Origin of the sequence: Pseudomonas sp. YQ_5, assembly GCF_043103305.1 — a bacterium.
Classification (GTDB): Bacteria; Pseudomonadota; Gammaproteobacteria; order Pseudomonadales; family Pseudomonadaceae; genus Aquipseudomonas; species Aquipseudomonas putida_Y.
The window spans coordinates 43,268-69,216 of record NZ_JBICJS010000061.1 but is presented as its reverse complement, the minus strand read 5'-3'; the positions used below and the strand labels follow the sequence as shown (position 1 = coordinate 69,216).

The 25,949-nt window shown below is 62.3% G+C and carries 28 protein-coding genes; 16 read left to right on the top strand and 12 right to left on the bottom strand.

From position 1 onward, the window contains the following. The first annotated feature begins 95 nt into the window (after positions 1 to 95). The gene (recA, locus tag ACF8EA_RS14520) at positions 96 to 1,160 is read left to right on the top strand and encodes a recombinase RecA (protein ID WP_021785873.1); all 1,065 of its coding nucleotides are present in this window, start codon (positions 96 to 98) and stop codon (positions 1,158 to 1,160) included. Positions 1,161 to 1,181: 21 nt separating this feature from the next. Next, entirely contained in the window at positions 1,182 to 1,652 is a 471-nt protein-coding gene (gene recX / locus ACF8EA_RS14515; RefSeq protein WP_392522409.1) for a recombination regulator RecX, read from the top strand. Positions 1,653 to 1,784: 132 nt separating this feature from the next. Here recX and ACF8EA_RS14510 read toward each other — a convergent pair whose 3' ends face one another. Then, on the bottom strand, positions 1,785 to 2,903 hold the full coding sequence (locus ACF8EA_RS14510; protein ID WP_103469354.1) for an LOG family protein: 1,119 nt from the start codon (positions 2,901 to 2,903) through the stop codon (positions 1,785 to 1,787). Between the two features lie 160 nt (positions 2,904 to 3,063). On the opposite strand from ACF8EA_RS14510, the gene ACF8EA_RS14505 reads away from it, so the two are divergent. Beyond that, positions 3,064 to 3,273 (top strand): hypothetical protein, encoded by a 210-nt coding sequence (locus ACF8EA_RS14505; RefSeq protein WP_021785870.1) that lies wholly within the window; start codon positions 3,064 to 3,066, stop codon positions 3,271 to 3,273. Positions 3,274 to 3,287: 14 nt separating this feature from the next. Here ACF8EA_RS14505 and ACF8EA_RS14500 read toward each other — a convergent pair whose 3' ends face one another. Further along, complete coding sequence (locus ACF8EA_RS14500) at positions 3,288 to 3,707, bottom strand: quorum-sensing-regulated virulence factor family protein (RefSeq protein ID WP_392522407.1); 420 nt, start codon at positions 3,705 to 3,707, stop codon at positions 3,288 to 3,290. A gap of 216 nt (positions 3,708 to 3,923) precedes the next feature. Here ACF8EA_RS14500 and ACF8EA_RS14495 point away from each other — a divergent pair, with 216 nt between their 5' ends. From ACF8EA_RS14495 to ACF8EA_RS14485, 3 genes are all read left to right on the top strand, one after another. After that, entirely contained in the window at positions 3,924 to 4,634 is a 711-nt protein-coding gene (locus tag ACF8EA_RS14495; RefSeq protein ID WP_103469352.1) for a tRNA-uridine aminocarboxypropyltransferase, read from the top strand. Positions 4,635 to 4,812: 178 nt separating this feature from the next. Then, positions 4,813 to 5,463, top strand: coding sequence for a response regulator transcription factor ErdR (erdR, locus tag ACF8EA_RS14490; protein WP_010952699.1), 651 nt, complete (start codon positions 4,813 to 4,815; stop codon positions 5,461 to 5,463). Positions 5,464 to 5,536: 73 nt separating this feature from the next. Continuing rightward, on the top strand, positions 5,537 to 5,902 hold the full coding sequence (locus tag ACF8EA_RS14485) for a diacylglycerol kinase (protein ID WP_010952700.1): 366 nt from the start codon (positions 5,537 to 5,539) through the stop codon (positions 5,900 to 5,902). Here ACF8EA_RS14485 and finR read toward each other — a convergent pair. Then, on the bottom strand, positions 5,899 to 6,825 hold the full coding sequence (gene finR / locus ACF8EA_RS14480) for a LysR family transcriptional regulator FinR (protein ID WP_003252379.1): 927 nt from the start codon (positions 6,823 to 6,825) through the stop codon (positions 5,899 to 5,901). The two genes, ACF8EA_RS14485 and finR, sit on opposite strands and share 4 nt — an antisense overlap. A 117-nt stretch (positions 6,826 to 6,942) precedes the next feature. On the opposite strand from finR, the gene fpr reads away from it, so the two are divergent. Further along, a complete protein-coding gene (fpr, locus tag ACF8EA_RS14475; protein WP_003252381.1) occupies positions 6,943 to 7,722 on the top strand; it encodes a ferredoxin-NADP reductase in 780 nt (259 codons plus the stop codon). Between the two features lie 186 nt (positions 7,723 to 7,908). Here fpr and ACF8EA_RS14470 read toward each other — a convergent pair whose 3' ends face one another. Then, positions 7,909 to 8,403, bottom strand: a complete 495-nt coding sequence (locus tag ACF8EA_RS14470; RefSeq protein WP_021785867.1) for a SprT family zinc-dependent metalloprotease — start codon at positions 8,401 to 8,403, stop codon at positions 7,909 to 7,911. A 131-nt stretch (positions 8,404 to 8,534) separates the two neighbouring features. Beyond that, complete coding sequence (locus tag ACF8EA_RS14465; RefSeq protein ID WP_003252385.1) at positions 8,535 to 9,134, bottom strand: Yip1 family protein; 600 nt, start codon at positions 9,132 to 9,134, stop codon at positions 8,535 to 8,537. Positions 9,135 to 9,396: 262 nt separating this feature from the next. On the opposite strand from ACF8EA_RS14465, the gene ttcA reads away from it, so the two are divergent. Both ttcA and ACF8EA_RS14455 read left to right on the top strand, forming a co-directional pair. Further along, positions 9,397 to 10,221 carry a tRNA 2-thiocytidine(32) synthetase TtcA gene (gene ttcA / locus ACF8EA_RS14460; RefSeq protein ID WP_014592121.1) on the top strand — a complete coding sequence of 275 codons (825 nt, stop codon included), beginning with the start codon at positions 9,397 to 9,399 and terminating at the stop codon, positions 10,219 to 10,221. Between the two features lie 4 nt (positions 10,222 to 10,225). Continuing rightward, positions 10,226 to 10,897, top strand: coding sequence for a DNA-3-methyladenine glycosylase I (locus tag ACF8EA_RS14455; protein WP_010952703.1), 672 nt, complete (start codon positions 10,226 to 10,228; stop codon positions 10,895 to 10,897). A 103-nt stretch (positions 10,898 to 11,000) separates the two neighbouring features. On the opposite strand, the gene ACF8EA_RS14450 is transcribed toward ACF8EA_RS14455, so the two are convergent. Genes ACF8EA_RS14450 through arsC form a run of 3 tightly spaced genes read right to left on the bottom strand, consistent with a single transcriptional unit; the run spans position 11,001 to position 12,362 of the window. Beyond that, positions 11,001 to 11,414, bottom strand: a complete 414-nt coding sequence (locus tag ACF8EA_RS14450) for a DUF2069 domain-containing protein (RefSeq protein ID WP_021785866.1) — start codon at positions 11,412 to 11,414, stop codon at positions 11,001 to 11,003. Continuing rightward, positions 11,407 to 12,012, bottom strand: a complete 606-nt coding sequence (gene wrbA, locus ACF8EA_RS14445) for an NAD(P)H:quinone oxidoreductase (RefSeq protein ID WP_021785865.1) — start codon at positions 12,010 to 12,012, stop codon at positions 11,407 to 11,409. Before wrbA ends, ACF8EA_RS14450 begins: the two co-directional genes overlap by 8 nt. Next, a complete protein-coding gene (arsC, locus tag ACF8EA_RS14440) occupies positions 12,009 to 12,362 on the bottom strand; it encodes an arsenate reductase (glutaredoxin) (protein WP_392522405.1) in 354 nt (117 codons plus the stop codon). The genes wrbA and arsC overlap by 4 nt, the downstream gene beginning before the upstream one ends. A gap of 85 nt (positions 12,363 to 12,447) precedes the next feature. Here arsC and ACF8EA_RS14435 point away from each other — a divergent pair, with 85 nt between their 5' ends. Next, positions 12,448 to 12,912: a peroxiredoxin family protein gene (locus tag ACF8EA_RS14435; RefSeq protein WP_010952706.1), complete on the top strand. Its 465-nt coding sequence runs from the start codon at positions 12,448 to 12,450 to the stop codon at positions 12,910 to 12,912. Positions 12,913 to 13,028: 116 nt separating this feature from the next. Here the strand turns inward: ACF8EA_RS14435 and ACF8EA_RS14430 are convergent, their stop codons facing one another. The 4 genes from ACF8EA_RS14430 to ACF8EA_RS14415 all read right to left on the bottom strand — a co-directional run bounded on the left by ACF8EA_RS14430 (position 13,029) and on the right by ACF8EA_RS14415 (position 17,926). After that, on the bottom strand, positions 13,029 to 13,433 hold the full coding sequence (locus ACF8EA_RS14430; protein WP_021782541.1) for an META domain-containing protein: 405 nt from the start codon (positions 13,431 to 13,433) through the stop codon (positions 13,029 to 13,031). Further along, complete coding sequence (locus tag ACF8EA_RS14425) at positions 13,430 to 13,867, bottom strand: hypothetical protein (protein ID WP_021782540.1); 438 nt, start codon at positions 13,865 to 13,867, stop codon at positions 13,430 to 13,432. The genes ACF8EA_RS14430 and ACF8EA_RS14425 overlap by 4 nt, the downstream gene beginning before the upstream one ends. Before the next feature lie 31 nt (positions 13,868 to 13,898). After that, a complete protein-coding gene (locus ACF8EA_RS14420; protein ID WP_021782539.1) occupies positions 13,899 to 14,888 on the bottom strand; it encodes a 2-hydroxyacid dehydrogenase in 990 nt (329 codons plus the stop codon). A gap of 284 nt (positions 14,889 to 15,172) precedes the next feature. After that, a complete protein-coding gene (locus tag ACF8EA_RS14415) occupies positions 15,173 to 17,926 on the bottom strand; it encodes a response regulator (RefSeq protein ID WP_392522403.1) in 2,754 nt (917 codons plus the stop codon). Positions 17,927 to 18,119: 193 nt separating this feature from the next. On the opposite strand from ACF8EA_RS14415, the gene ACF8EA_RS14410 reads away from it, so the two are divergent. From ACF8EA_RS14410 to mazG, 6 genes are all read left to right on the top strand, one after another. Then, positions 18,120 to 18,839, top strand: coding sequence for a response regulator transcription factor (locus ACF8EA_RS14410; protein ID WP_021782537.1), 720 nt, complete (start codon positions 18,120 to 18,122; stop codon positions 18,837 to 18,839). Positions 18,840 to 18,842: 3 nt separating this feature from the next. Beyond that, a complete protein-coding gene (locus ACF8EA_RS14405) occupies positions 18,843 to 20,234 on the top strand; it encodes a sensor histidine kinase (RefSeq protein WP_274118842.1) in 1,392 nt (463 codons plus the stop codon). 141 nt (positions 20,235 to 20,375) lie between these two features. Beyond that, the gene (gene cysM, locus ACF8EA_RS14400; protein WP_392522401.1) at positions 20,376 to 21,275 is read left to right on the top strand and encodes a cysteine synthase CysM; all 900 of its coding nucleotides are present in this window, start codon (positions 20,376 to 20,378) and stop codon (positions 21,273 to 21,275) included. Continuing rightward, positions 21,276 to 22,634 (top strand): 23S rRNA (uracil(1939)-C(5))-methyltransferase RlmD, encoded by a 1,359-nt coding sequence (gene rlmD / locus ACF8EA_RS14395; RefSeq protein ID WP_392522399.1) that lies wholly within the window; start codon positions 21,276 to 21,278, stop codon positions 22,632 to 22,634. It begins immediately after the preceding gene. Positions 22,635 to 22,730: 96 nt separating this feature from the next. Beyond that, positions 22,731 to 24,971 carry a GTP diphosphokinase gene (gene relA / locus ACF8EA_RS14390; RefSeq protein WP_021782534.1) on the top strand — a complete coding sequence of 747 codons (2,241 nt, stop codon included), beginning with the start codon at positions 22,731 to 22,733 and terminating at the stop codon, positions 24,969 to 24,971. A gap of 123 nt (positions 24,972 to 25,094) precedes the next feature. Then, entirely contained in the window at positions 25,095 to 25,928 is an 834-nt protein-coding gene (gene mazG, locus ACF8EA_RS14385) for a nucleoside triphosphate pyrophosphohydrolase (RefSeq protein ID WP_028698018.1), read from the top strand. Positions 25,929 to 25,949 lie beyond the last annotated feature (21 nt).

Here is a 25,949-nt window from a genome sequence, read left to right as displayed (position 1 = left end):
CAGGGGTTTGCGCGGGCGTCTGCCTGTGGAATAATACTGGCTACTTATACAGGTATTCCGGCCGTCAGGGCCAAGTCGAACACGTGAGGATTTCAATGGACGACAACAAGAAGCGCGCCTTGGCTGCGGCCCTGGGTCAGATCGAACGCCAATTCGGTAAAGGCGCGGTCATGCGCATGGGTGACCATGAGCGTCAAGGCATTCCGGCCATCTCCACCGGCTCGCTGGGCCTGGACATCGCCCTCGGCATCGGCGGTCTGCCAAAAGGCCGTATCGTCGAGATCTACGGCCCGGAATCGTCGGGTAAGACTACGCTGACCCTGTCTGTCATCGCTGAAGCGCAGAAGAACGGTGCCACCTGCGCCTTCGTCGACGCCGAACATGCCCTTGACCCTGAGTACGCCGGCAAGCTGGGCGTCAACGTCGATGACCTGCTGGTTTCGCAACCGGACACCGGTGAGCAGGCCCTTGAAATCACCGACATGCTGGTGCGCTCCAATGCGGTCGACGTGATCATTGTCGACTCCGTGGCCGCACTGGTGCCGAAGGCCGAAATCGAAGGCGAGATGGGTGACATGCATGTGGGCCTGCAGGCCCGCCTGATGTCCCAGGCGCTGCGCAAGATTACCGGTAACATCAAGAACGCCAACTGCCTGGTCATCTTCATCAACCAGATCCGTATGAAGATCGGTGTGATGTTCGGCAGCCCGGAAACCACTACCGGTGGTAATGCCCTGAAGTTCTACGCTTCGGTCCGTCTGGACATCCGCCGTACCGGCGCGGTCAAGGAAGGCGACGAGGTGGTCGGCAGCGAAACCCGCGTCAAGATCGTCAAGAACAAGGTCTCGCCTCCGTTCCGTCAGGCTGAGTTCCAGATTCTTTACGGGAAAGGTATCTACCGTAACGGCGAGATCATTGATCTGGGGGTATCTCAGGGCTTGGTCGAGAAGTCTGGTGCCTGGTACGCCTACCAGGGCAACAAGATCGGCCAAGGCAAAGCCAACGCTGCCAAGTACCTGGCTGAGAACCCGGCTATTGGTGCCGAGATCGAGAAGCAGATTCGTGAGAAGTTGCTGAAAGCGGGTGCTGCTGCTGAAGCCGGCAAAGCTGCTGCCGAAGCTGATGCCGATGACATGGCCGACGCTGACGCCGGTTATTGATTGCGCAGTAGATAGCCGAATATGTCTGCCGTACTCGACACCCCCGTCGCCATCCGGCGGACAGCCATGGACCTGCTCGCACGACGTGAGCACGGTCGAGTCGAACTGACGCGCAAGTTGCGTCAGCGCGGCGCTTCGGACGAGTTGATCGAGCCTGAGCTCGATCGGCTCACCGAAGAAGGGCTGCTTAGTGAAGCCCGCTACCTTGAGAGTTTCATCCGTTATCGTTCCGGTTCTGGCTATGGCCCTGCGCGTATTCGCGAAGAGCTATGCCAGCGTGGTTTGGCGCGTGCAGACATCGACCAGGCCCTGCGTGAAAGCGAGGTGAATTGGATCGAGCGTATGCGAGACGTGTGGCAGCGCAAGTTTGCCGGGCAGCGCCCGCAAGATCCGCGCACCCGTGCCCAGCAGACCCGGTTCCTGGCTTACCGTGGGTTCCCCATGGACATGATCGGCCGTCTGCTCAGCGGGCGTGATCTCGACGATTATTGACGCTTGAAACTACAGTGAGACGTGCACGTCGCGAATAATCGGTTTGGGCGGTCTGCGCCCGGCCACCGATCAGGTGTAGGCGCAGCACAAGGTTGCCCCAGCAGGCATCACGCGAACTGTTACAAAAAAGCATCAACTCACTTTCAGCGCCTGCCTGGCCCTCTGCGTGGTATGCATGGGCTCTGGCTTTGCCCAGTTCTCCGGCAGGTTGATGAAATCCACCAGCTCACGCAAGCGCCCCTGGTCCCGGCCAGTGAAGGCGAATGACAGGCGTGTCAGGTGGCTGTAATCGCCTACTTCGTGTTCGGCGCTGCTATCCGCTTGCTGGTGATATTTGCCACTCAGGCGCAAGTCGGCAAAACCTTCCTGAATGTCATACAGCGCCGCTTCGCTGAGCGGGTGATGCATGCGGATCACGAACTGGCTCTTCAACCAGCGGCTGGAGTGGTAGTTGCTGTAGAACTGGTTGATTTCCTCCACGGCCTCGTCGGCACTGTGTACCAGCCGCACCAGCTTCAGGTCGCTGGGCAGGATGTAGCGGTTCTCTTCGAGTTGGCGGCTGATGAAGTCCAGGCAGTCGTGCCAGAAGCTGCCGCCCGGCGAATCCAGTAGCACCACTGGCACAAGTGGGCTTTTGCCGGTCTGTATCAGGGTCAGTACCTCAAGCGCTTCATCCAGCGTGCCAAAGCCGCCAGGGCACAACACCAGGCCATCGGCCTCCTTGACGAAGAACAGCTTGCGGATGAAGAAAAAGTGGAACGGCAGAAGTTTGTCGGTCCCGTTCACCGTCGGGTTGGCATGTTGCTCGAAGGGTAAAGTGATGTTGAAGCCCAGGCTGTGCTCGCTGCCGGCCCCTTCGTGGGCGGCAGCCATGATGCCGCCGCCGGCGCCGGTGATGACCATCAGGTCGGAGCGTGCCAGAGTGGCGCCCAGTTCGCGGGCCAGGGCGTACATCGGATGCTCCGGTGGGGTGCGTGCCGAGCCGAACACGGTCACCTTGCGTCGGCCTTTGTAGCGCTGCAGGGTGCGAAACGACTGGTCCAGTTCGCGCAAGGCCTGCAGGGTGATCTTGGCGCTCCAGCGGTCGCTGTCGTCATGGGCCATGCGCAGGATGGTCAGCATCATGTCGCGGTAGAGCGGTAGGTTAGGGCTGTTGGGGGCAACCAGTTGCAGTTGTGCTTCGATATTGCTCAGGTCGATATTGTTGTCGCGGAAGTGGCTGAACAGCAGTTCATTCGAATGGTAAGGCATGCGACGTCTCCTTCTGCACCAATACCTCTGACCTCAATCTAGACCCTTGCGCCCGATCGTGCCGACGTGATCGGCGCAGCCGCCTGTCGGCCTGCGGCCATCGGCAGCACGGGTTTGGTTAACTGGTAGAGCGAAATGTGTCGATGCAGGAGGTGGCGGTATGCATCGCTTGGTCATCGAAGTGGACCGGCAGCTCTACCAGCAGCTGGAGAACGCCGCCCAGGTGCATCACCTGAGCCTTGAGGCCGAGTGCCGTCGCAGGCTGTCGGGGCTGGAGTGCCGGTCGCGATACTTGCAGGCGCTGTTGGCGGAGATGCGCGCCGATGCCGCTGAAGGTGGCTGGCGCGCTCATGAGGACGAGAAGGTGTAGCGTTAACGCTGTGCTTACTTCTTCTTGTTGCCGGCCACGCAACTGGCGTTGTCGAAGGCCTGGTCCATGAGGGGCCGGTTGGTTTTGTAGACCGTGAAGCGGTAGACCATGACCGCGCCCTTGGACATCAGGTTGCGGAAGCCGTTGTTGCGGCACACGCTGTCGCCGAGCTGGCTACGCACCTGCTCAGGGTTGGCCTGCATGCGCTCTGCGTGGCTCTGGCGTACGCTCAGATGGTTGACCAGCGCCTTGCCTTCAACGGTGTAACCCTGATCGAGGATGTCCTCGTTGATCGCACGCGGGGTGCCGACGCTGCTCTCTTTGGCGACCTTTTGCAGCAGGGTGTTCAGGTCGTAATCCTGCTTGGATGCCGCCTGAGCTGCCAGAGGTAGGGCAAGCAGCAGGCTCAGGGCGGGGGCGATAAGGCGCAGCATGAATCTCTCCTGGTTCGATGACTGGCGCTTTGACATGCGCGGGTCAACGGCGTTCCGTGGAATTGCGTGCGGCGAGGTCCGGCACGGCAAAAAACCGATTATAAGGAGCGCTGTGCCGGCTGCACAGCAATTGCCACCTGTTCTGGTAAACTGGCCGCCTTGTTTTCTCCGAGTCATCCTTGTGCCCATTTCCAATCTGTCCAGAGGCCTGCCGGCATGAGCCATGCGGTAGCGCGTCTGCGTGCCGAACGCCTGGCCCGCAGCAACAAGCCTTTCATCGCCCGTGGCTCGCGTGCCGAGCGTTGCCCGGCGTGCCGGGTCATCGCTACCCATTGCCTGTGTGCCTGGAAGCCTCGGGTGCAGGCTGACGCAGGTGTGTGCCTGCTGATGCACGACACCGAGCCGCTGAAACCCACCAACACCGGCTGGTTGATTGCCGACCTGATCGAAGACACCTGGGCCTTCGGCTGGTTGCGCACTGCGGTTGACGAGCGTCTGCTGGCCTTGCTCGATGACCCGCGCTGGCAGCCCTATATCGTATTTCCGGGCGAGTTCGTTGCCCAGGAACGGGTGGTCAGCGAGGTGGTGCGCGAGCCGGGCAAGCGTCCACTGTTCATCCTGCTGGATGCCACATGGACCGAAGCGCGCAAGATGTTCCGCAAAAGCCCCTACCTGGACCGCTTCCCGGTGTTGAGCCTGCAAGCCGAGCAGATGTCGCGCTACCGCTTGCGGCGCTCCAAGCGCGATGATCATTTCTGCACGGCGGAAGTTGCGGCCATGTGCCTGGACCTTGCTGGCGACAGCCAGGCTTCGCAGGCGCTGGATGCCTACCTGGATGTATTCAGCCTGCATTACCTGAGCGGCAAGCGGCGGTTGCCGCTTGACGAGCAGGACGACATCCACCAGCGTTTGCATACCTTCCTATAGTCCAAGGGGCATAACCCCTGCTTTGGTTCATAATGACGGAGCTGGCAGCCGGGGTGGGCGAGGCGGCAGGGCGATTGGCTTGATCACCCTGCACTGTGCTCGTCATCCTTGGTGCCGATTCCCGCCGGGCGCTTCCCTTCCTCTCGAGTGCCTGGCACAGAACAGGATCCTTAGATCGATGGCCACATACGAAATCCTGATTGCCGATGACCACCCACTGTTCCGTGGCGCCCTGCGCCAGGCCGTTACCCTCGGGCTTGGCTCCGATGTGCGTCTGGTCGAAGTCGCAAGCATTGCCGAACTGGAAACCCGCCTGAGCGAAAAAGCCGACTGGGACCTGGTGCTGCTGGACCTGAACATGCCGGGTGCCTACGGTTTTTCCGGTCTGGTACTGCTCCGCGGGCAGTACCCGCAGATCCCCGTGGTGATGGTTTCGGCACAGGAAGAGGCCGCCGTGGTGGTCAAGTCCCGCGAGTTCGGCGCCAGTGGTTTCATTCCCAAGTCCAGCACCCTGGAAGTGATCCAGGATGCGGTGCGCAAGGTGCTTGACGGCGAGGTCTGGTGGCCGCCGCAGGCGTTCGAAAAGGTAGATGTTTCGGCCGAGGCAAAGGCCGCCAGCGAAGGCTTGGCCAGCCTCACGCCCCAGCAGTTCCGCGTACTGACCATGGTCTGCGAAGGCTTGTTGAACAAGCAGATCGCCTATGAGCTGAGCGTATCGGAAGCGACTATCAAGGCTCACGTTACCGCGATCTTCCGCAAACTGGGCGTGCGCACCCGGACCCAGGCTGCGTTGCTGCTGCAACAACTTGAATCGGTTGCCAGCAACTGACTGCGCGTGGCTTCACGCTTTTTTGACCCGAGCCGGTCTAGTCTGCTGGCCTTTCTGCTGTGAAGTGACTCACATGACATCGCCATTCAAGGGCCAGACCGGCCTCAAACGCATCTTCAACGCCGCTGGCTACTCGCTGGACGGCCTGCGTGCAGCCTTCAAGGGCGAGGCCGCATTCCGCCAACTGGTGCTGCTCAACGTGCTGCTGATCCCGATCGCCTTCTGGCTGCCGGTCAGCCGCGCCGAGCGGGCAATCATGATCGCCGTTTGCCTGCTGGGGCTGATCGTCGAGCTGTTCAACTCAGCGGTGGAGGCGGCCATCGATCGCATTTCGCTGGAGCGCCACCCCCTGTCGAAAAATGCCAAGGACATGGGCAGCGCCGCACAGTTGGTGGCCCTGACCATGGTGGCGCTGGTGTGGGGTGTGATCCTGCTTTAAGCGATCGGTGGCAGCACGATTTCGTCGCTGCGGGTAAAGCCCGCAGTGAAGTTGCGGCATAGCTCGAGAAACTCACGCATGGCCGAGGTCTGGTACTTCTGTTTGTGCCAGATGAAGTAGAACTGGCGCAGCAGGTCCAGTTCCGGGGTTTCCACAGGAACCAGACTGCCACGGCGGAAGGCGTCACGCAGGGCCAGGCGTGAAATGCAACCGATGCCCAGGCCCGACTCCACCGCGCGCTTGATCGCTTCGGTGTGTTCCAGCTCCAGGCGAATATTAAGATTGGCGCGGTGATGGCGCATGGCCTGGTCGAAGGTCAGGCGCGTGCCTGAGCCTTGTTCGCGCAGGATCCACGCCTCTTGCGAAAGGCTTTCGATATCGGCGCGGCCCAGTTTCGCCAGTGGGTGCTGTGGCGCACAGAACACCACCAGTTCGTCCTCGACCCACGGCTGAACCTCCAGGTCGGGGTGATTGCAGTCGCCTTCGATTAGACCCAGATCAATTTCGTAGTGCGCGACCTGTTGCACGATATGCGCAGTATTTTGAACATGCAGTTTTACCTGGCTTTCCGGGTGAGTCTGCATGTAGTTGCCGATCAGCAGGGTGGCCAGGTAGTTGCCGATGGTCAGCGTGGCGCCGACCGCCAGCGAGCCGAAACCGGATTTGCCGTTGAGCAAGTCTTCGATTTCCTTGGCCTGGTCAAGCAGGGCTACTGCTTGTGGCAGCAGCTGATGGCCAAGGGCATTGAGGGCCAGGCGTTTGCCGGCACGGTCGAACAGCTGGCAGCTCGATTGGCGCTCAAGTTCGGTGATAGAGGTGCTGGCAGCCGACTGCGACAGCGCCAGCAGGCTGGCGGCCCGAGAGACGCTTTGGTGCTGGGCGACGGCGACGAAGACTTGCATTTGACGGAGTGTGAATCGCATATCGATATAACCGATAACACATATCTTGATAATCCAGTTAACAGATATTGTCGCTGCCCCTAAACTATTGCGCAACTGTGCGCTTTGCGCGCGCGTTTTTCTTCAGGAGCCCCATCGATGAGCAACATGAACCACGAACGTGTCCTCAGTGTGCACCACTGGAACGACACCCTGTTCAGCTTCAAGTGCACCCGCGACCCGGGCCTGCGCTTCGAGAACGGTCAGTTCGTGATGATCGGCCTGCAGCAGGACAACGGCCGTCCGCTCATGCGTGCCTACTCCATCGCTTCGCCGAACTGGGAAGAGCACCTTGAATTCTTCAGCATCAAGGTGCCGGACGGCCCGCTGACCTCGCAGCTGCAACACCTGAAGGAAGGCGATGAGATCATCATCAGCAAGAAGCCTACCGGCACCCTGGTGCTCGACGACCTGAATCCTGGCAAGCACCTGTACCTGCTGAGCACCGGCACTGGCCTGGCGCCGTTCATGAGCGTCATCCAGGACCCGGAAACCTACGAGCGCTTTGAAAAAGTGATCCTGGTGCACGGCGTGCGCTACGTGAACGAAGTGGCCTACCGCGAGTTCATCACCGAGCACCTGCCGCAGAACGAGTTCTTCGGTGAGTCGGTTCGCGACAAGCTGATCTACTACCCGACCGTGACCCGCGAGCCGTTCGAAAACCAGGGCCGTCTGACCGACCTGATGCGCAGCGGCAAGCTGTTCAGCGACATCGGCCTGCCGCCGATCAACCCGCAAGACGACCGCGCGATGATCTGTGGCAGCCCGAGCATGCTCGACGAGACCAGCGAAGTGCTGGACAGCTTCGGCCTGAAGATCTCCCCGCGCATGCGCGAGCCGGGTGACTACCTGATCGAGCGTGCCTTCGTCGAGAAGTAAGGCGCAGATGGGTTCAGGAAGGCGACTCTCGGGTCGCCTTTCTTATGCCTGGGATTTGTGCATTGCCTGTTCCGGCCCTTTCGCGGGTAAACCCGCTCCTACGGGGGGCGTGCAACTCTCGAGACGTGCGCTGCACCTGTAGGAGCGGGCTTGCCCGCGAAAGGGCCGGTGCAGGCGCCCCCCGATCTATTCGACCCGCGTCTCACCGCTGTACACCAGGATTTCCCGACACCGCTTGCACAGGTATCGCCGCCCCTGGCGCACCAGCCTGTGCCGCTGCGCGGTAAACGGGAAATCGCTTTTCGGGCATGGGCAGCGGTAGATGTAGCGGGTCACTGCGCGCCGTTGCACGTCATAGTTGTGGCAACGATTGGGCGGCAGTTCATACACCCCGCGCATGATCAGCTGCCACTCTTCACCATGGGCCTGGATGCGGTCGCCAAACAGCTGGTGGGCAACCAGGTGTGCCACTTCATGGGCCACGGTCTGGCGCAGGAAGTCTTCCTGGTTTTCGCGGTAGAGCTGCAGGTTGAAGCGCAGCAGATTCTCGTGCAGGTGGGCGACACCGGCTTTTTGCCCACGCAGTTTGAAGCTGACTTCCGGGCGCGGGAAGCGGCGTTTGAAAAAGGCTTCGGCTTGCTGGTAGCAGGTTTCGACGCGTTGTTTGAGCTGCTCGGGCATGGCGGGGCGGTTCTCCTGGCCAGGCATTATGCCGCAAGCGCAGGTGGCTTGCCGAGTCACCGGTCAGCGCACAGCCAGAAGCCGCCTTACGGCGGCCCCTGGTTGATGCCCCAGTGTTGTTTCAGTCTGTTCTAGTTGGTGTAGACGGGCCCCACGCCCAGTCCCCAGATAATGACGGTAGCGGCCATGATTGCCACCAGTACCACCAAGCCTACTGCCAGCACCGAGCTGGAGAACAGGAAGCCTTCATCCGACGGTATGTTCATGAACGTTGGCAAGCCGACATACAGCAGGTATACCGTGTAGCAGATAGCGGCAGTGCCGATCAGCATGCCCAGCCAGAGATGCGGGTAAAGCGCCGCCAGGCCGCCGATGAACAAGGGTGTGGCGGTGTAGGTGGCAAAGGCGATGCATTGCGCCATGGACGGGTTGGCATCGTAGGTTCGGGCCATCCAGTGGATGAACGCGCCCATTACTGCCACCCCGGCCAGCATGGCCAGGTAGGACATGATGCTCATCCAGATTGCGCTTTCCATGGTCAGCATCACTGCTGGTCGGTCACCGATCACCCAGCCCACCTGGGTAGTGCCGATAAACGCCGAAACGGCCGGAATCGCCGCGAGGATCAGGGTGTGTGTCAGGTACATGTGGCTGATGGTTTCTTCTTCGCCACGAATCTCCCGCCATTCCTGATCGGGATGGGTAAACAGCCCCACAACGTGATGAATCATGCCGATCACTCCTCTCAATGTTGCCAAACGCCCCCCACATGGAGCGCAAGCGGCCCGAGGCCCTAACACCGATGCAAGCGGTAATGTGGCCTTATGTGGCAGTATAGGAAGCCGTTCCCCGCATAAGCCGGGCTTTTTAGAGCAAATTGCGCTGTAAGCGGTGCTGTTGATTACATTGAAGTCTTTATCGGAATGCCTACAGTGATGCTGCGTTTGTGCGTAAAATAGCCGGCTTTTGTCACACCTCGCGGATTCAAGCGCTATGGGCACCCTCTCGGTCAACCAGAACAAACTGCAAAAACGCCTGCGTCGTCTCGCCGGCGAAGCCATCACCGACTACAACATGATCGAGGATGGCGACAAGGTCATGGTCTGCCTGTCCGGCGGCAAGGACAGCTACACCATGCTCGACGTTCTGTTGCACCTGCAGAAGGTGGCACCGATCACGTTCGAGATCGTGGCGGTGAACATGGACCAGAAACAGCCGGGCTTCCCTGAGCACGTATTGCCGGCCTACCTCAAGGAACTGGGTGTCGAGTACCACATCGTCGAGAAGGATACCTACTCGGTGGTAAAGGAGCTGGTACCCGAAGGCAAGACCACCTGCTCGCTGTGTTCGCGCCTGCGCCGCGGTACCCTGTACACCTTTGCCGACGAAATTGGCGCTACCAAGATGGCGCTGGGGCATCACCGCGACGACATCGTCGAAACCTTCTTCCTCAACATGTTCTTCAACGGCGCGCTCAAGGGCATGCCGCCGAAGCTGCGCGCCGACGACGGCCGCAACGTGGTGATCCGCCCGCTGGCCTACTGCAGCGAGAAGGACATCCAGGCCTACTCGGACATGAAGGAATTCCCGATCATCCCGTGTAACCTTTGCGGCTCGCAGGAAAACCTGCAGCGCCAGGTGGTCAAGGACATGCTGGTGGAGTGGGAACGCAAGCACCCGGGCCGTACCGAGAGCATCTTCCGTGCCCTGCAGAACGTGGCACCGTCGCAGTTGGCCGACCGGAACCTGTTTGACTTCACCAGCCTGAAGATCGACGAAAACGCTACCCCGCGTTTCCTCGACGTGCTGAACATCTGAGCCCATGCGCGATTACCAGTGGTTGCATGAGTACTGCCTGAACCGTTTTGGTTCGGCCCAGGCGCTGGAGGCTTTCCTGCCGCAGCCGCGCACGCCGGCGCAACTGCGCGACATCAGTGACGACCGCTACCTGTCGACGCTGGCCTTGCGGGTGTTTCGCGCCGGGCTCAAGCACAGCCTGGTGGACGCCAAGTGGCCGGCGTTCGAGCAGGTGTTCTTCGGCTTCGATCCGGAGAAAGTGGTGTTGATGGGCGCCGAGCATCTGGAACGGTTGATGCAGGATGAGCGCATTATCCGCCACCTGGGCAAGCTCAAGAGCGTGCCGCGCAATGCGCAGATGGTGCTGGATATCGCCAAGGCGCATGGCAGTTTTGGGGCATTCATCGCCGACTGGCCAGTGACCGACATTGTCGGCTTGTGGAAGTACCTGGCCAAGCACGGCAACCAGTTGGGTGGGTTGTCGGCGCCACGGTTTTTGCGCATGGTCGGCAAGGACACGTTCATCCCAACCGATGACATGGCGGCGGCGTTGATTGCGCAGAAGGTGATCGACAAGCAGCCGACCAGCCAGCGTGACCTGGCTTTGGTGCAGCAGGCGTTCAACCAGTGGCATGCAGAGAGCGGGCGGCCGCTGTGCCAGTTGTCAGTGATGCTGGCGCATACCGTCAACCATTGAGTCTTGTGTTGCTCCCATTCGCGGGCACGCCCGCTCCCACTAGTACTGCACAGGCCTTAAGCGCGGTGCGATTCCTGTGGCAGCGGGCACGCCTGCGAAAAATCTAACTGCCTTCGCCCGCCATGCGCCGCTCATGCTGGAACTTCCAGCGCACGTACAGTAACCCGGCAATGAACAGCCCCAGGCTCACCAGCACTTCAAGCCAGCCGAATACCGCCCGGGCCGGGTCGAACGCCGCCAGCACGCCCTTGATGAAATAGATGTTCACCACGAAGCAGGTCCAGGCATGCGCCCGGGCGCTGCCTTTCAGCATGCCTGGCAGCAGTAACAGCAACGGCACCAGTTCGATCGCCAGAATCACCTCGACCCGGGCCCCATGTAGGTTGGCGAACCACAGGTTGTTCACCACCAGCAGGGCGATCAGGCCGAAGAAGCATGCCAGGCTCAATGCCCGGGTCAGGCGCAGGCGTGGTACCAGCCATTGCAGCGGCGGCAATACCTTGGGCTTTCTAGCCACGCGTGGCCTCCAGGGCCTTGGCCGTGGCTGCCAGGCGTTGGCCCAGGGCGCGGCACAGGGCGATTTCGTGGGGGTCGAGTTCGCGTTTGCCATCGGCGCCTGCGTGGTGGCTGGCACCATAAGGCGTGCCCCCGCCACGGGTCTCGAGCAGTGCCGACTCGCTGTAGGGCAAGCCCATCACCAACATGCCGTGGTGCATCAGCGGCAGCATCATCGACAGCAAAGTCGTTTCCTGGCCGCCGTGCAGGCTGGCGGTGGAGGTGAACACGCCAGCCGGTTTGCCGACCAGCTCACCGCCTAGCCAAAGGCTGCTGGTGCCATCCAGGAAGTACTTGAGTGGCGCTGCCATGTTGCCGAACCTAGTCGGGCTGCCCAGTACCAGGCCTGCGCAGTGGCGCAGGTCATCAAGGCTGGCGTACAGCGCACCACTGGCCGGAATATCCGGGGCCACCGCTTCGCATTCGGTGGAAATAGCCGGCACCGTGCGCAGGCGTGCCTCCATGCCGGCCAGCTCGATACCGCGGGCGATGTGCCGGGCCATTTCGCTGGTCGCTCCATGGCGGCTGTAATACAGCACCAGGATGTAGGGCGCGCTCACGGCAGGATCTCCAGCACTTTTTCTGGCGGACGACCGACCACGGCCTTGTCACCGGCAACCAGGATCGGCCGCTCGATCAGCTTGGGGTGCTGGGCCATGGCCTCGATCAGTTGCGCGTCGGTCAGTGCCGGGTCGGCCAGGTTAAGCGTTTTATATTCGTCCTCGCCGCTGCGCAGCAATTGGCGCGGGGCGATGCCCAGCTTGTCGAGCAGGGCCTTGAGGGTGGCAGCGTCGGGCGGGGTTTCCAGGTAGCGCACGATGGTCGGGGCCAGGCCGCGGGCTTCGAGCAGTTCAAGGGCGCCGCGGGATTTTGAGCAGCGCGGGTTATGATAGAGCGTGAGGTCAGTCATGTCGGGTCGCATCCAGCTGGGTGTGGCGGCTATTCTAACCGCAGCGACTGACCAATTTGCTTTAAAACTCGAGAAGGATTGACCCATGGCAAGGCGTCTGGCAGCAGTACTGGCCATCACCGCGAGCCTGTTGCTCGGTGGTTGCGGTGCCGATTACGGCGTGGACCAACACGGTAATACGGTTAAGGCCGAACAGATCGAAGGGCACTGGCTGGTGCTCAACTACTGGGCTGAGTGGTGCGGGCCGTGCCGTACCGAAATCCCGGAACTGAACGCAGCGGCCAAGCAGTGGGCGGCTGATGGCGTCAAGGTGGTGGGGGTGAACTTCGATGGCCTGCAGGGGCAGGACCTGAAGCAGGCTGCCGAAACCCTGGGTATCGGTTTCACCGTGCTGGCCCAGGACCCGGCCGAGCGCTATGACCTGCCGCGCAGCGAGGCCTTGCCGGTGACCTACATCATTGACGACAAGGGCAAGGTGCGTGAGCAGTTGATGGGCGAGCAGACCCTGGAAGGGTTGCAGGCCAAGATCAAGGCCCTGAAAGGCGCCTGATGCCGGAGGGGCCGCTTTCGCGGCCCTTCGCGGGCATGCCCGCTCCCACAGGGGGACAGTCCAGACTGTGGGAGCGGGCGCGCCCGCGAAGGGCCGCAAAGCGGCCCCGGCAATCCTCAGCCTTCCTCAGGCCAGAAGCGCAGCGGCTTGCCTTCGGCCGGCCAGAAGCGTATCTGCTCCACCGGTGACACATCCCAACGCTCAACCGTTTCCAGCGCCTGCAGGAAGCGCTTTTCCTGTTCCATCAGCGCGGGTGCGCACAGCTTGCGGGTCTTGCCGACCTTACCAAAGCTGAGGTGTTCGCCATCCAGCGTGTAAGGCGCAAACCAGTGGTTGCAGCCGCCGTTGCCATAGGCACGGCCGTCGCTGGCCAGGGTCAAGGTCAGGTGGCTGTAGTCGATCAGTGGTCGTTCGCCAATCCACTCCAGCACGTAGCTGCGCTCCTGCTGCAGCTTGGAAGGTTCTGTGGCGCAGCCGAGCAGGCCGGTTGCAATCAGCACGCCGGTCAGCAGATTTTTCACTCGGCGCTCTCCTGGCAACGTGGGCACAGGTGTTTTTCGCCACGGCTGGTCCAGCCCAGCTCTGCAATACGGGCGCTGGCCGCCGGTTGACGAGCTGCCTTGCCGAGCTTGGCGTCTACCGCGAACTCGAAGCCCAGCACCGCATCGCAGTTATCGCATTCGACCTGCCAGGTGAGGATTTCCAGCTCGTTGAACACCGGGCCGCTCGCCACGGCAACCCACTGGCCGCGTGGGTTGATCAGGTGGCGCACGCTTTCCACGGTCAGGCGCATGGACAAATCCTTGCTGCCCTTGAGCGTGACCAGCAGGCTGTCGCCTTTGTGCATCGAGCCGCCGTTGCCAGTGACCTGATAGCGGCCCGGCACCAACGCACGGCACTCGATCAGGGTGTGTTGCGGGTTGAAAAGGGTGTAGCGAAAATCGTGTTCGACCATGGGTCCTCCAGAAATGCCGCGTATCCTAGCACTAACCCATCACCAGATTCTGTGGATTGCCTGCCGCCCAGCGGTTGATGTTGTGCAGTGTGGTCGCGGCAATGGCATCCAGCGCCTCGCGGGTGAGGAAAGCCTGGTGGGCGGTGATGATTACGTTGGGGAAGGTCAGTAGCCGAGCCAGCACATCGTCTTGCAAGGGCAGGTCGGAGCGGTCCTCGAAGAACAGTTGGGCTTCTTCTTCGTAGACGTCCAGGCCCAGGTAGCCAAGCTGGCCGCTTTTCAGTGCGTCGATCAGCGCAGGGGTGTCGACCAGCGCACCGCGACCGGTGTTGATCAGCATGGCGCCGGGCTGCAACTGGGCCAGGCTTTGCGCATTGATCAGGTGGCGAGTGTGCTCGGTCAACGGGCAGTGCAGGCTGATGATGCGGGCTTCGCGCAACAGCTCGGGCAGGGGCATGTAGCGGGCGCCAAGGGCCAGCAGCTCTGGGTTGGGGTAGGGGTCGTACGCCAGCAACTGGCAGCCGAAACCGGCCATGATGCGGGCAAAGGCGGCACCGATCTGGCCGGTACCGACCACCCCGACGGTTTTGCCGTGCAGATCGAAGCCGGTGAGCCCGTGCAAGGTGAAGTCACCTTCGCGAGTGCGGTTGTAAGCCCGGTGCAGACGCCGGTTGAGTGCCAGGATGAGCGCCACGGCATGCTCGGCAACCGCGTGTGGCGAGTAGGCCGGCACCCGCACCACGGTCAGGCCCAAGCGCTCGGCGGCGGCCAGGTCGACGTGGTTGTAGCCGGCTGAACGCAGGGCGATCAACCGCGTGCCGGCGGCGGCCAGGCGCTGCAGCACCGGCGCGCCGAGATCGTCATTGATGAAGGCGCAGACCACCTCAAAGCCATCTGCCAGGGCGGCGGTGTCGAGCGTCAGGCGGGCGGGCTGGAAATGCAGCTCCAGGGTGGTGCCGCGGGCAGCCTCGGTGAAGCTTTCCTGGTCGTAGTGCTGGCTGCTGAACAACAGGACGCGCATGGTGGGGCTCCTTGGGTTGGTTGCTGGCTGTGAGATCGAGCGCCGCCCGCGCGGTGCAACGCGAGCTCCTACGTTTGTTTCGGCCCAATTATTCCTGAGGATGTGCGCGCGAGTATTTTGCTGCATGGCGCGATATCACGTTGGACGAACAAAGCGGTCGCGCGCGTCTGGCACAGGCGTTACTGGCCCGAAACAAACGTAGGAGCGAGCATGGCTCGCGATGCGCCGCGCGGGCGGCGCTCGATCTCACAGGCGCCGCATGCTCCAAGCCAGGCCCCATGCGCTCACACATTCAGCCGGGCCTGCGCAGCCAGGCGACCGATCGCTGCATCCAGTTCATCCAGGGCCTGCTGCGCCAGCAGACTGTCCTGCTTCAGCAATGTCTCGCTACGCTGACACGCTGCCCTTAATTGCGGCACACCGCAATAGCGCGAGGCACCGTTCAGACGGTGTACTTGCTCGATCAGGCCATTGTGGTCATCGGCTGCGCGGGCGGCGCGTATGGCTTCGCGGTCGGTATCCAGCGAGGCCAGCAGCATGCTCAGCATGTCAGCCGCCAGATCTGGCTTGCCAGCGGCCAGGCGCAGGCCCTCTTCGGGGTCGAGTACCTTCAGTTCGTCACCGTTGGGCAGTAGCTCGGCCTGCGCCTGCTGGGGTGTGCCCAGGCTCAGGCCGGTCCACTTCATCACCACCTGGGCCAGTTGCCGTTCGCTGATCGGTTTGGTCAGGTAGTCGTCCATACCGCTGTGCAATAACGCGCGCTTCTCGTTGGCCATGGCATGGGCCGTGAGGGCGACGATCGGAAGGGGGTTGCCGCTTTGGGTGTTTTCCCATAGGCGAATCTGTTCAGTACAGGCGCGGCCGTCCATGCCGGGCATCTGCACATCCATCAGCACCAGGTCGAACAGCTCGTCCTGCACGGCCTGTACCGCCGCATAACCATTGTTGACGGCCAGTACCTCGGCACCCAAGTCTTCGAGCAGGGTTTTTACCAGCAGCAGGTTGGCGGCGTTGTCGTCGACGCAGAGTATTTTCGGCCGTCGCTGGCCGTTGACGTTATTCACATCGGCCAGCGACCGGCGTGGCTGCACAAGCTCCAGCAAGAGGCGCCGCAGTTTGCGAGTGCAGGTTGGCTTGGACAGCAACTGGCCATGGCCGTTGGGCAGGTATGGGTGGTAAAGCGCCTGTTCGGTGGTCGGGCACAACACCACGCATTGGCAGTGGTAACGCTCGAGTTGCTGGTGATAATGGCCCAGTTGCTCGGGCGACAGGCTACCCAGGTTAGCCCCGAGCACGGCGAACTCGAACGGCAGGCCAGCCTGGCTGGCGGCCTGTACCCCTTGCAGCAACTGGTCGTAGGAGCCGAACAGGCTCACGCTGAGGCCGCAGTCTTCCAATTGGTGTTCCAGCGCCTGGCGTGCCAGTTCGTGGCCATCGACAATGGCGGCACGGCGGCCAAGCAACGGCTGCGGTGGCAGGGCTTCGACATCGTCATGAGCCTTGGGCAGGTTGAGGCTGATCCAGAACTGCGATCCTTCACCCGGGGTACTGTCTACGCCGATCTCGCCGCCCATCTGTTCGATCAGGCGCTTGGAAATCACCAGCCCCAGGCCGGTGCCGCCGGGCTGGCGGGCCAGTGAGTTGTCAGCCTGGCTGAAGGCCTGGAACAGTGTGCGCACATCCTGTGGTGACAGGCCGATGCCGGTGTCCTGCACGCTGATGCGCAACTGCGCGCAGTCTTCGTGCTCGTCTTCCAGCATGGCGCGCACGACGATGGTGCCTTCGCGGGTGAACTTGATGGCGTTGCTGACCAGGTTGGTGAGAATCTGCTTGAGCCGCAATGGGTCGCCAACCAGCGAAGCAGGCGTGTCGCGGTAGATCAGGCTCAGCAACTCCAGCTGCTTGGCGTGGGCGGCCGGAGCGAGGATGGTCAGGGTGTCCTGGATCAGGTCACGCAGGTTGAACGGTATGCTGTCGAGCACCAGCTTGCCGGCCTCGATCTTGGAGAAATCGAGGATCTCGTTGATGATCCCCAGCAAGTTGTCAGCAGATTTCTCGATGGTGTTCAGGTAGTCGAGCTGGCGCGGTGTCATCTCGCTTTTTTGCAGCAGGTGGGTAAAGCCGAGGATGCCGTTGAGCGGGGTGCGGATTTCGTGGCTCATGTTGGCCAGGAACTCCGACTTGATACGGCTGGCCTCAAGTGCCTCTTTGCGCGCCATGTCCAGCTCGATGTTCTGGATTTCGATGGTTTCCAGGTTCTGGCGCACGTCTTCGGTGGCCTGGTCGATGCTGTGCTGCAGTTCTTCGTGGGCGTTTTGCAGGGTTTCGGCCATGCGGTTGATGCCGTGGGCCAGTTCGTCCAGCTCATGGCTGCCCATGGTTGGCAGGCGTTCTTCGAGGTGGCCGTCCTTGAGTTGATTGACCGCGTGCTTGATGCGTTCGATGGGGTCGTTGATGGTGCGGCTCATGCGCAGCGCCAACAGGCCGCTGAGTGCCAGGCAGGCGAGGATCAGCAACAGGCTGGTAAACAGGTTGCGGTAGCCGCGCAGCAGCGTGCCGTCGTGCGACAGCTCGATCTCTACCCATCCCAGCAGGCGCTCGGCTTCGGCCGGCACGGCGTCGGTGGCCAGGTCGCGATGGTGGCCGAACACGGGCATCAGGTAGCGGGTGGCGTCGTTACCGCTGCGCTGCAGGAGTTGGGTGCCAGTACCGCCGCTGGGCGGCAGGTTGAGCATGCTCGGGCCTGCGTGGGCCAAGCGCTTGCGGTCGGGGGCCAGAAACGCAACTGCGCGCACATCGGCCTGCTCCAGGGTTTGTGCGGCAATTCTCTCCAGTTGCGCAGGCGCGAGCCGGGCCATGGCGGGTGCGGCCAGTGGCGCCAGTTGTTCGGCGATCATTTTGCCGCGCTGCAACAGCTGGGTGCGCAGGTCGTTCTGTTGCAGCCAGGTGAAATAGCTACCCAGCACCAGGGCCATCAAGCCGGCCGGTAGCAGTGCCAGCAGCAGGACCCGACTGCGGATTCCCAAACGATCGAGCACACTCGCCTCCTTTGATGTGCCTGGATGCCGTCAAGTGGTAACGGCCAAGCCGCGAAGTTACTCCGCCTGCCGCACCATTGCATCTCTTTAGTATGTGTCATGCGCTGTTGCCGGGGTTATGGTCACAGCGCGGTTGCCTGGCAGGTGGCGAATACTCAATAATCGCTCAATTGAGAATTAGTGGCAGTTGCCAATGAATCCTGTAGCTATTTACAACTCCAACATCCTTGCCATCGAGGACGACCCGGTTCTTGGCGCATATCTGCAAGAAGAGCTGCAGCGCGGCGGCTTCCAGGTCACCTGGTGCCGCAATGGCCTGGAGGGCCTGGAAAAGGCTGGCCGCCAGGCTTTCGATGTTGTGCTCATGGATATACTGCTGCCCGGGCTTGACGGGCTGGACGCCTTGGCACAATTGCGCAGGCGCAGCGCCACGCCGGTAATCCTGATGTCGGCGCTGGGGGCCGAGGCCGACCGTATCAGCGGCTTTCAGCGCGGCGCCGACGATTACCTGCCCAAGCCATTCAGCATGGCCGAGTTGCAGGTGCGCATCGAGGCGATTCTGCGCCGCGTGGCCCTGGAACGGCGGCATCAGGGCCCGCTGGAACCAGCCAACGGCGGCGGGCTGCAGTTCGACGAGGGGCTGTGTGACGTGTGCCTGGATAGCCGCCTGGCGGGCCTGACCCCCAGCGAATATCGCCTGCTGGACATCCTGAACCGCAACCTCGACGAGGTCCTCAGCAAGCCGTTCCTGTACCAGCAGGTGTTGCAGCGCGGCTATTCACGGCATGACCGCAGCCTGGACATGCACGTCAGCCAGATCCGCCGCAAGCTAAAGGGCATTGGTTATCACGAACGGCAGATCCGCACCGTGTGGGGCAAGGGTTACGTGCTCAGTGCCGGCGAGGCGGAGTGAACCATGCTCGACCGCCATTCGCTGTTCTGGAAGCTGGCCGTCTTGCTGGTGGGCTTCTGCCTGCTGATGATCGGCCTCAGTTACACCTGGGGCCGGCACATGGAAACCCAGAACGCCTTCCTCTCGGAGCCGGCACGGCAGACCTTGCGAGGTTATGCCGCCGAAGCTGAGCAGGCCTGGCGCAGCGGCGGGCGGGCAGGGCTGGACCAGTGGGTGGCGGCCATGCATCAGCGCGAACGGGGCTGGGTGGGCGTGCTCGACATCAACCTGCGCCCGCTCGACAACGCCACACTCAACCCGCAGATCATGCAGCGTCTGACACGCCTGCGGGGTGTCGATTGGCCGATGAGTCGGCGTAGCGTCGACCAGCCGTGGGTGCGCATACCGTTCCCGGGGGCCCCGGAGCAGGGGATGCTGGTGATCGAACTGCCGCAGCGCTTCAATCCGGGCCAGCACCGCTTGCTGTGGCGCATCGTCACCAACGGCATCATTCCGGGGTTGTTCACCTTGCTGTTGTGTGTAGGCCTGTACCGCATGTTGATCGTGCCGCTGAATCAACTTCGCGAGCAGGCCAATGCCTGGCGGGCCGATCAACTGTCGGCCCGCCTGGACTCGCGCACCATCGCCCGGCATGACGAGCTGGGTGAGCTGGCGCGTGCCTTTGACCAGATGGCTGAGCGGCTGCAAGGCACGGTGGCTATGCAGCAGCAGTTGCTGCGCGACCTGTCCCACGAAATGCGTACGCCGCTGAGCCGGCTGCGGGTGGCCTGCGATGGTGAAACCGACCTGCAGCGTCTGCGTGATCGCCTGATCCGTGAAGTGGACTGCATGCAGCACCTGGTCGAAGACACCCTGCAACTGGCCTGGCAGGACGCCGAGCGTGCACCGATGAACCTGGAACCGATCGAGGTCCACGCCTTGTGGGAGTTGCTGGCCGAAAATGCCAGCTACGAGAGCGGCTGGTCGCCTGCGCAATTGCGCTGCGAAGTACCGGCCGACTGCTGGGTGCAGGGCAACCTCAACCATCTGGCTCAGGCGCTGGAGAACATGTTGCGCAATGCCATTCGTCACTCGCCGGCCGAGGGTGTGGTGCGGCTGGGAGGCCAGCGCGAAGGCGGTTATTGGTGGCTGTGGCTGGAGGATGAAGGCGGCGGTGTGGCTGAAGAGGACCTGGAGCGGATCTTCGCGCCGTTCTCGCGGCTGGACGGTTCTCGACCGGGGGATGGGGGCTTCGGTCTGGGCTTGAGCATCGCCCGCAGTGCCATTCAGCGCCAGGGCGGGACCTTGTGGGCACAGAATGGCAAACGCGGGTTGCGCTTGTGGATGAGGTTGCCGTTGCATGTGCCGGCCTTTTCGCGGGTAAACCCGCGCCTACAGGGATCCGCTAGCCTTTAGGCGCGTTTTTACCCGCGAAGAGGCCCGCACATGTCTCACCGTTATAGCTTGTAGCTATATGTACTACAGATTGCGTGATATGGCCGCGAAGGGTTTGCCGGTATGATAGGCACCCCGCCGTCCGGATTGCGAAATACGCCCATGACCGTGCAGTACCCAACCATCGCCGATTGCGTCGGCAATACGCCACTGGTTCGCCTGCAGCGCATCGCTGGCGAAACCAGCAATACCCTCCTGCTCAAGCTTGAAGGTAACAATCCCGCCGGCTCGGTGAAGGACCGCCCGGCACTGTCGATGATCGCTCGCGCCGAACTGCGGGGCCAGATCAAGCCGGGCGACACCCTGATCGAAGCCACCTCCGGCAACACGGGCATTGCCCTGGCGATGGCGGCGGCGATCAAGGGCTACAAGATGATCCTGATCATGCCCGACAACTCCACCGCCGAGCGCAAGGCCGCCATGACGGCCTATGGCGCCGAGCTGATCCTGGTGACCAAGGAGGAGGGTATGGAAGGCGCCCGTGACCTGGCCGAGAAGCTGCAGGCCGAAGGCCGTGGCCTGGTGCTCGACCAGTTCGCCAACGGCGACAACCCGATCGCCCACTTCAACAGCACCGGCCCGGAGATCTGGCAGCAGACCCAGGGCACCATCACCCATTTCGTCAGCTCCATGGGGACCACCGGTACCATCATGGGCTGCTCGCAGTACCTCAAGGAACAGAACCCCGCGGTGCAGATCATCGGCCTGCAACCGATGGAAGGCTCGGCCATTCCGGGCATTCGCCGCTGGCCCGAGGAATACCTGCCGAAGATCTTCGACGCCACCCGGGTCGACCGCGTGGTCGACATGTCGCAGCAGGAAGCCGAAGACACCACCCGTCGCCTTGCGCGTGAAGAGGGCATTTTCTGCGGCGTGTCTTCTGGTGGTGCGGTGGCGGCCATGTTGCGCCTGTCCCGCGAAGTGGAAAATGCCGTGATGGTTGCGATCATTTGCGACCGCGGCGACCGTTATCTGTCCACTGGCCTGTTTGATCCACGCTAAATGTCCAAGAAAAAAAGCAACAGCGGCCTGCGCTTCCAGCCGGCCGGCGGCAATCGCACCCCCCAGGTCCCCGTGGGCAAGAAGCAGCGCCTGGACATCGAGCGCCTGGCCGGGGACGGCCGTGGCATCGCCTTCCTCGACGGGCGTACCTGGTTCGTCAGCGGCGCTTTGGCCGGTGAGGTCGTGGAGGCGCGGGTGCTCAACGCCCGTGGCAAAGTGGTCGAAGCCCGCCTGGAGCGGTTGCTGCAGGCCGGGCCCGAGCGCCGTGAGGCGCCATGTCGCTACTACGCCCGCTGCGGTGGCTGCAACCTGCAGCACCTGCCGCACGAAGCGCAACTGGCGCTGAAGCAGCGCACCCTCGCCGAGCAGCTGCAGCGGGTGGCCGGCGTGCAACCTGAGGAATGGGCCACCCCCCTGAGCGGGCCGGAATTTGGCTACCGGCGCCGGGCCCGTGTGGCTGTGCGTTGGGACGTCAAGGCGCGTCAACTGGAGGTGGGCTTCCGCGCCGAAGCCAGCCAGGACATCATTGCCATCGACGATTGCGCCGTGCTGGTACAGCCCTTGCAGTCGATTCTGCGCCACTTGCCGACTGTGCTGCGCTCGTTGAGCAAACCGCAGGCGCTGGGCCATGTGGAGCTGTTCAGTGGCACCGCCGAGGCGGTTCTGGTGCGCCACGTCATGCCGTTGCCGGCTGAGGACCAGGCCAGGCTGCAAGCGTTCTGCGAGCAGGCCAATGCCCAGCTGTGGCTGCAAGGCGAAGCTGAGCCGGCGCCCGTGGACGCTGCTGCACAGTTGGGCTTTGCCCTGGCACCCTGGCAGCTGGAGCTGGCCTGGCGCCCGGGCGACTTCGTGCAGGTGAATGCCCAGGTCAATACCGCGATGATCGAGCAGGCCTTGGCCTGGCTCGCGCCACAGGCCGACGAGCGTGTGCTGGACTTGTTCTGCGGGCTGGGCAACTTTGCCCTGCCGCTGGCTCGCCAGGCGCGTGAGGTGGTGGCAGTGGAAGGTGTACAGGCCATGGTCGATCGGGCCGCGGCCAATGCCCGGAACAACAATGTGCATAACGCACGGTTTTTTCAGGCCGATTTATCGCAGCCTTTGGCAGGCACCGGATGGGCCGCCGAGGGCTTTTCTGCGGTACTCTTGGATCCACCGCGCGACGGTGCTTTCGAGGTGGTGCAAGGCATCGCCCGCCTCAAGGCCAGAAGGCTGGTCTACGTATCGTGCAACCCGGCCACGCTGGCGAGAGACGCCCAAGTGCTGGTCGGCCAGGGGTACCGGTTAAAAAGGGCCGGGATTCTCGACATGTTTCCTCAGACGGCGCATGTCGAGGCCATGGCGTTATTCGAAGCGGGCTAGCTGACTGGCCCCTTGGTGCGGTTGCCACGGAAGGGCGGCCGCACGGTGATCGCCAGCACACCCGTATGGTGTGCTGCATGGAAAGGTAAAACAAAGATGGTACAGGTGAGAGTGCACCAGCCGGTCAATACAGACGGCAGTATCAATCTCGAAGCATGGTTGGACCATGTGGTAAGCGTCGATTCGGCACTGGATCGCGCAGCGCTGAAAGAAGCCTGCGAGTTTGCTCTTGAGGTAGAGAAAAAGGGCAACCCGGCCAAGCATTCCTGGGCGGATGGTACGTCCAGCTTCCAGGCTGGCCTGGAAATCGCCGAAATTCTGGCTGACCTCAAGCTCGACCAGGATTCCCTGGTGGCTGCGGTGATCTACCGTTCGGTGCGCGAGGGCAAGGTCACCCTCGCCGAGGTCAGCCAGTGTTTTGGCCCGGTGGTGTCCAAGCTGATCGACGGCGTGCTGCGCATGGCCGCCATCAGTGCCAGCCTCAGCCCGCGACAGTCGCTGGTGCTGGGCTCGCAGGCGCAGGTCGAGAACCTGCGCAAGATGCTGGTGGCCATGGTCGACGACGTGCGCGTGGCACTGATCAAGCTGGCCGAACGCACGTGCGCAATCCGTGCGGTCAAGTCCGCCGACGATGAGAAACGCCTGCGCGTCGCACGTGAAGTGTTCGATATCTATGCGCCACTCGCGCACCGCCTGGGTATCGGTCACATCAAGTGGGAGCTGGAAGACCTTTCTTTCCGCTACCTGGAGCCCGACCAGTACAAGCAGATCGCCAAGCTGTTGCATGAGCGGCGGCTGGACCGCGAGCGCTTCATCAGCGACGTGATGACCCAGCTGCAGAACGAGTTGCTCGCCACTGGCGTAAATGCCGACATCAGTGGTCGGGCAAAACATATCTATTCGATCTGGCGCAAGATGCAGCGCAAAGGCCTGGAGTTCAGCCAGATCTACGACGTGCGTGCGGTGCGCGTGCTGGTGCCGGAAATCCGCGACTGCTACACCGCGCTGGGCATCGTGCACACCTTGTGGCGGCATATTCCCAAGGAGTTTGACGACTACATCGCCAACCCCAAGGAGAACGGCTACCGCTCCTTGCACACGGCGGTAATCGGCCCCGAGGGCAAGGTGCTGGAAGTGCAGATCCGTACCCACGGCATGCACGAAGAGGCCGAGCTTGGGGTATGCGCGCACTGGCGCTACAAGGGCACCGACGTCAAACCCAGTTCCAACCACTACGAAGAGAAGATTTCCTGGTTGCGGCAGGTGCTGGAGTGGCACGAAGAGCTGGGCGACATCGGTGGCCTGGCCGAGCAGTTGCGGGTCGACATCGAGCCTGACCGGGTTTATGTGTTCACGCCCGACGGCCACGCCATCGACCTGCCCAAGGGCGCCACGCCACTGGACTTCGCCTACCGCGTGCACACCGAGATCGGCCACAACTGCCGCGGCGCCAAGATCAACGGCCGTATCGTGCCGCTGAACTACAGCCTGCAGACTGGCGAGCAGGTGGAGATCATCACCAGCAAGCACGGCAACCCCAGCCGTGACTGGCTGAACTCCAACCTGGGCTACGTCACCACCTCGCGGGCGCGGGCCAAGATCGTCCACTGGTTCAAGTTGCAGGCCCGCGACCAGAACGTTGCAGCCGGCAAGACCTTGCTTGAGCGCGAGCTCAGTCGTCTGGGCCTGCCGCAGGTTGATTTCGAGCGCCTGGCCGAGAAGACCAACGTCAAGACTGCCGAGGACATGTTTGCCGCGCTCGGTGCTGGTGACTTGCGCCTGGCTCATCTGGTCAACGCTGCCCAGCAGTTGCTGGAGCCCGAGCGTATCGAGCAGATCGAACTGGTGCCGCGCAAGCCTACTGGGCCGCGTACCGGCAAGCGTGGCGACATTCAGATCCAGGGTGTCGGCAATCTGCTGACACAAATGGCCGGCTGCTGTCAGCCGCTACCGGGCGATGCCATTGTCGGTTACATCACCCAGGGCCGTGGCGTGAGCATTCATCGCCAGGACTGTGCCTCGGTACTGCAACTGGCGGGCAAGGAGCCAGAGCGCATGATCCAGGTGAGCTGGGGGCCGATCCCGGTGCAGACCTACCCGGTCGACATCGTCATCCGTGCCTACGACCGCCCGGGTCTGCTGCGCGATGTGTCGCAGGTGCTGTTGAACGAGAAGATCAACGTGCTGGCGGTGAACACCCGTTCGAACAAGGAAGACAACACCGCGCTGATGTCGCTGACCATCGAGATCCCTGGCCTGGACGCGCTGGGGCGCCTGCTGGGGCGGATCTCGCAGTTGCCGAACATCATCGAGACGCGGCGTAATCGTACCCCTTGAGACCGTGGCGCCAGCTTCGCGTGCTTGCCCGCTCCACAGGATGGATGCAGGTTTCGAAATCTGCACCGTACCTGTGGGAGCGGGCAAGCCCGCGAAGAAGCCACCACCGAAGGACCTGCCTGTATGACCTACACCCTTGACGACCTGCTGCATCTCATGGCCCGCCTGCGCGACCCGCAGTACGGCTGCCCGTGGGACCTGAAGCAGAACTACGCCAGCATCGTCCCGCACACCCTCGAAGAGGCCTACGAGGTCGCTGACACTATCGAGCGCGGCGATTTCGAGCACCTGCAAGGCGAGCTGGGCGACTTGCTGTTCCAGGTGGTCTACTACAGCCAGCTGGCCCGCGAAGAAGGGCGTTTCGAGTTCGATGGGGTGGTCGACAGCATCACCCGCAAGCTCATCCGCCGTCACCCACACGTATTCCCCACTGGCGAGCTGTACGCGCCGGTGGATACACCCAGCCTGAGCGAAGCCCAGGTCAAGTCGCGCTGGGAAGAAATCAAGGCCGAAGAGCGCGCGGAGAAGAGCCAGCCCGAACAGCTGTCGCTGCTTGATGACGTGCCGGCAACCTTGCCGGCGCTGTCGCGGGCAGCCAAACTGCAAAAACGTGCGGCCACGGTCGGTTTCGACTGGCCGGCGGCGTTGCCGGTGCTGGACAAGGTCCGCGAAGAGCTGGATGAAGTGCTGCAGGCCATGGCCGACGGCGACGCCGATGCACTGGAAGATGAAGTCGGCGACTTGCTGTTTGCTGCGGTCAACCTCGCCCGCCACCTCAAGCAAGACCCAGAGCATGCGCTGCGCCGCGCCAATCGCAAGTTCGAACGACGTTTCCGTTTTATCGAACAGGCATTGCGCGACAGTGGCCGCCCCATTGAAGATTGTGACCTTGACGAGCTGGATGCCCTTTGGGGGGAAGCCAAACGTCAGGAAAAGAACCTGCCCAGCTGCGGCTGAGCTGTTGCATAAGTGAGTGAG

What these genes read in the sequence shown, in the direction of transcription:
- ACF8EA_RS14435 (WP_010952706.1), top strand. Translation starts at nt 12,448, where the DNA reads ATGGCAAGGCGTCTGGCAGCAGTACTGGCCATCACCGCGAGCCTGTTG.
- arsC (WP_392522405.1), bottom strand. Translation starts at nt 12,362, where the DNA reads ATGACTGACCTCACGCTCTATCATAACCCGCGCTGCTCAAAATCCCGC.
- ACF8EA_RS14495 (WP_103469352.1), top strand. Translation starts at nt 3,924, where the DNA reads ATGAGCCATGCGGTAGCGCGTCTGCGTGCCGAACGCCTGGCCCGCAGC.
- ACF8EA_RS14425 (WP_021782540.1), bottom strand. Translation starts at nt 13,867, where the DNA reads ATGGTCGAACACGATTTTCGCTACACCCTTTTCAACCCGCAACACACC.
- recX (WP_392522409.1), top strand. Translation starts at nt 1,182, where the DNA reads ATGTCTGCCGTACTCGACACCCCCGTCGCCATCCGGCGGACAGCCATG.
- finR (WP_003252379.1), bottom strand. Translation starts at nt 6,825, where the DNA reads ATGCGATTCACACTCCGTCAAATGCAAGTCTTCGTCGCCGTCGCCCAG.
- ACF8EA_RS14505 (WP_021785870.1), top strand. Translation starts at nt 3,064, where the DNA reads ATGCATCGCTTGGTCATCGAAGTGGACCGGCAGCTCTACCAGCAGCTG.
- erdR (WP_010952699.1), top strand. Translation starts at nt 4,813, where the DNA reads ATGGCCACATACGAAATCCTGATTGCCGATGACCACCCACTGTTCCGT.
- relA (WP_021782534.1), top strand. Translation starts at nt 22,731, where the DNA reads ATGGTACAGGTGAGAGTGCACCAGCCGGTCAATACAGACGGCAGTATC.
- ACF8EA_RS14455 (WP_010952703.1), top strand. Translation starts at nt 10,226, where the DNA reads ATGCGCGATTACCAGTGGTTGCATGAGTACTGCCTGAACCGTTTTGGT.
- mazG (WP_028698018.1), top strand. Translation starts at nt 25,095, where the DNA reads ATGACCTACACCCTTGACGACCTGCTGCATCTCATGGCCCGCCTGCGC.
- ACF8EA_RS14420 (WP_021782539.1), bottom strand. Translation starts at nt 14,888, where the DNA reads ATGCGCGTCCTGTTGTTCAGCAGCCAGCACTACGACCAGGAAAGCTTC.
- recA (WP_021785873.1), top strand. Translation starts at nt 96, where the DNA reads ATGGACGACAACAAGAAGCGCGCCTTGGCTGCGGCCCTGGGTCAGATC.
- ACF8EA_RS14485 (WP_010952700.1), top strand. Translation starts at nt 5,537, where the DNA reads ATGACATCGCCATTCAAGGGCCAGACCGGCCTCAAACGCATCTTCAAC.
- ttcA (WP_014592121.1), top strand. Translation starts at nt 9,397, where the DNA reads ATGGGCACCCTCTCGGTCAACCAGAACAAACTGCAAAAACGCCTGCGT.
- rlmD (WP_392522399.1), top strand. Translation starts at nt 21,276, where the DNA reads ATGTCCAAGAAAAAAAGCAACAGCGGCCTGCGCTTCCAGCCGGCCGGC.
- ACF8EA_RS14500 (WP_392522407.1), bottom strand. Translation starts at nt 3,707, where the DNA reads ATGCTGCGCCTTATCGCCCCCGCCCTGAGCCTGCTGCTTGCCCTACCT.
- ACF8EA_RS14470 (WP_021785867.1), bottom strand. Translation starts at nt 8,403, where the DNA reads ATGCCCGAGCAGCTCAAACAACGCGTCGAAACCTGCTACCAGCAAGCC.
- ACF8EA_RS14465 (WP_003252385.1), bottom strand. Translation starts at nt 9,134, where the DNA reads ATGATTCATCACGTTGTGGGGCTGTTTACCCATCCCGATCAGGAATGG.
- cysM (WP_392522401.1), top strand. Translation starts at nt 20,376, where the DNA reads ATGACCGTGCAGTACCCAACCATCGCCGATTGCGTCGGCAATACGCCA.
- ACF8EA_RS14510 (WP_103469354.1), bottom strand. Translation starts at nt 2,903, where the DNA reads ATGCCTTACCATTCGAATGAACTGCTGTTCAGCCACTTCCGCGACAAC.
- fpr (WP_003252381.1), top strand. Translation starts at nt 6,943, where the DNA reads ATGAGCAACATGAACCACGAACGTGTCCTCAGTGTGCACCACTGGAAC.
- ACF8EA_RS14405 (WP_274118842.1), top strand. Translation starts at nt 18,843, where the DNA reads ATGCTCGACCGCCATTCGCTGTTCTGGAAGCTGGCCGTCTTGCTGGTG.
- ACF8EA_RS14410 (WP_021782537.1), top strand. Translation starts at nt 18,120, where the DNA reads ATGAATCCTGTAGCTATTTACAACTCCAACATCCTTGCCATCGAGGAC.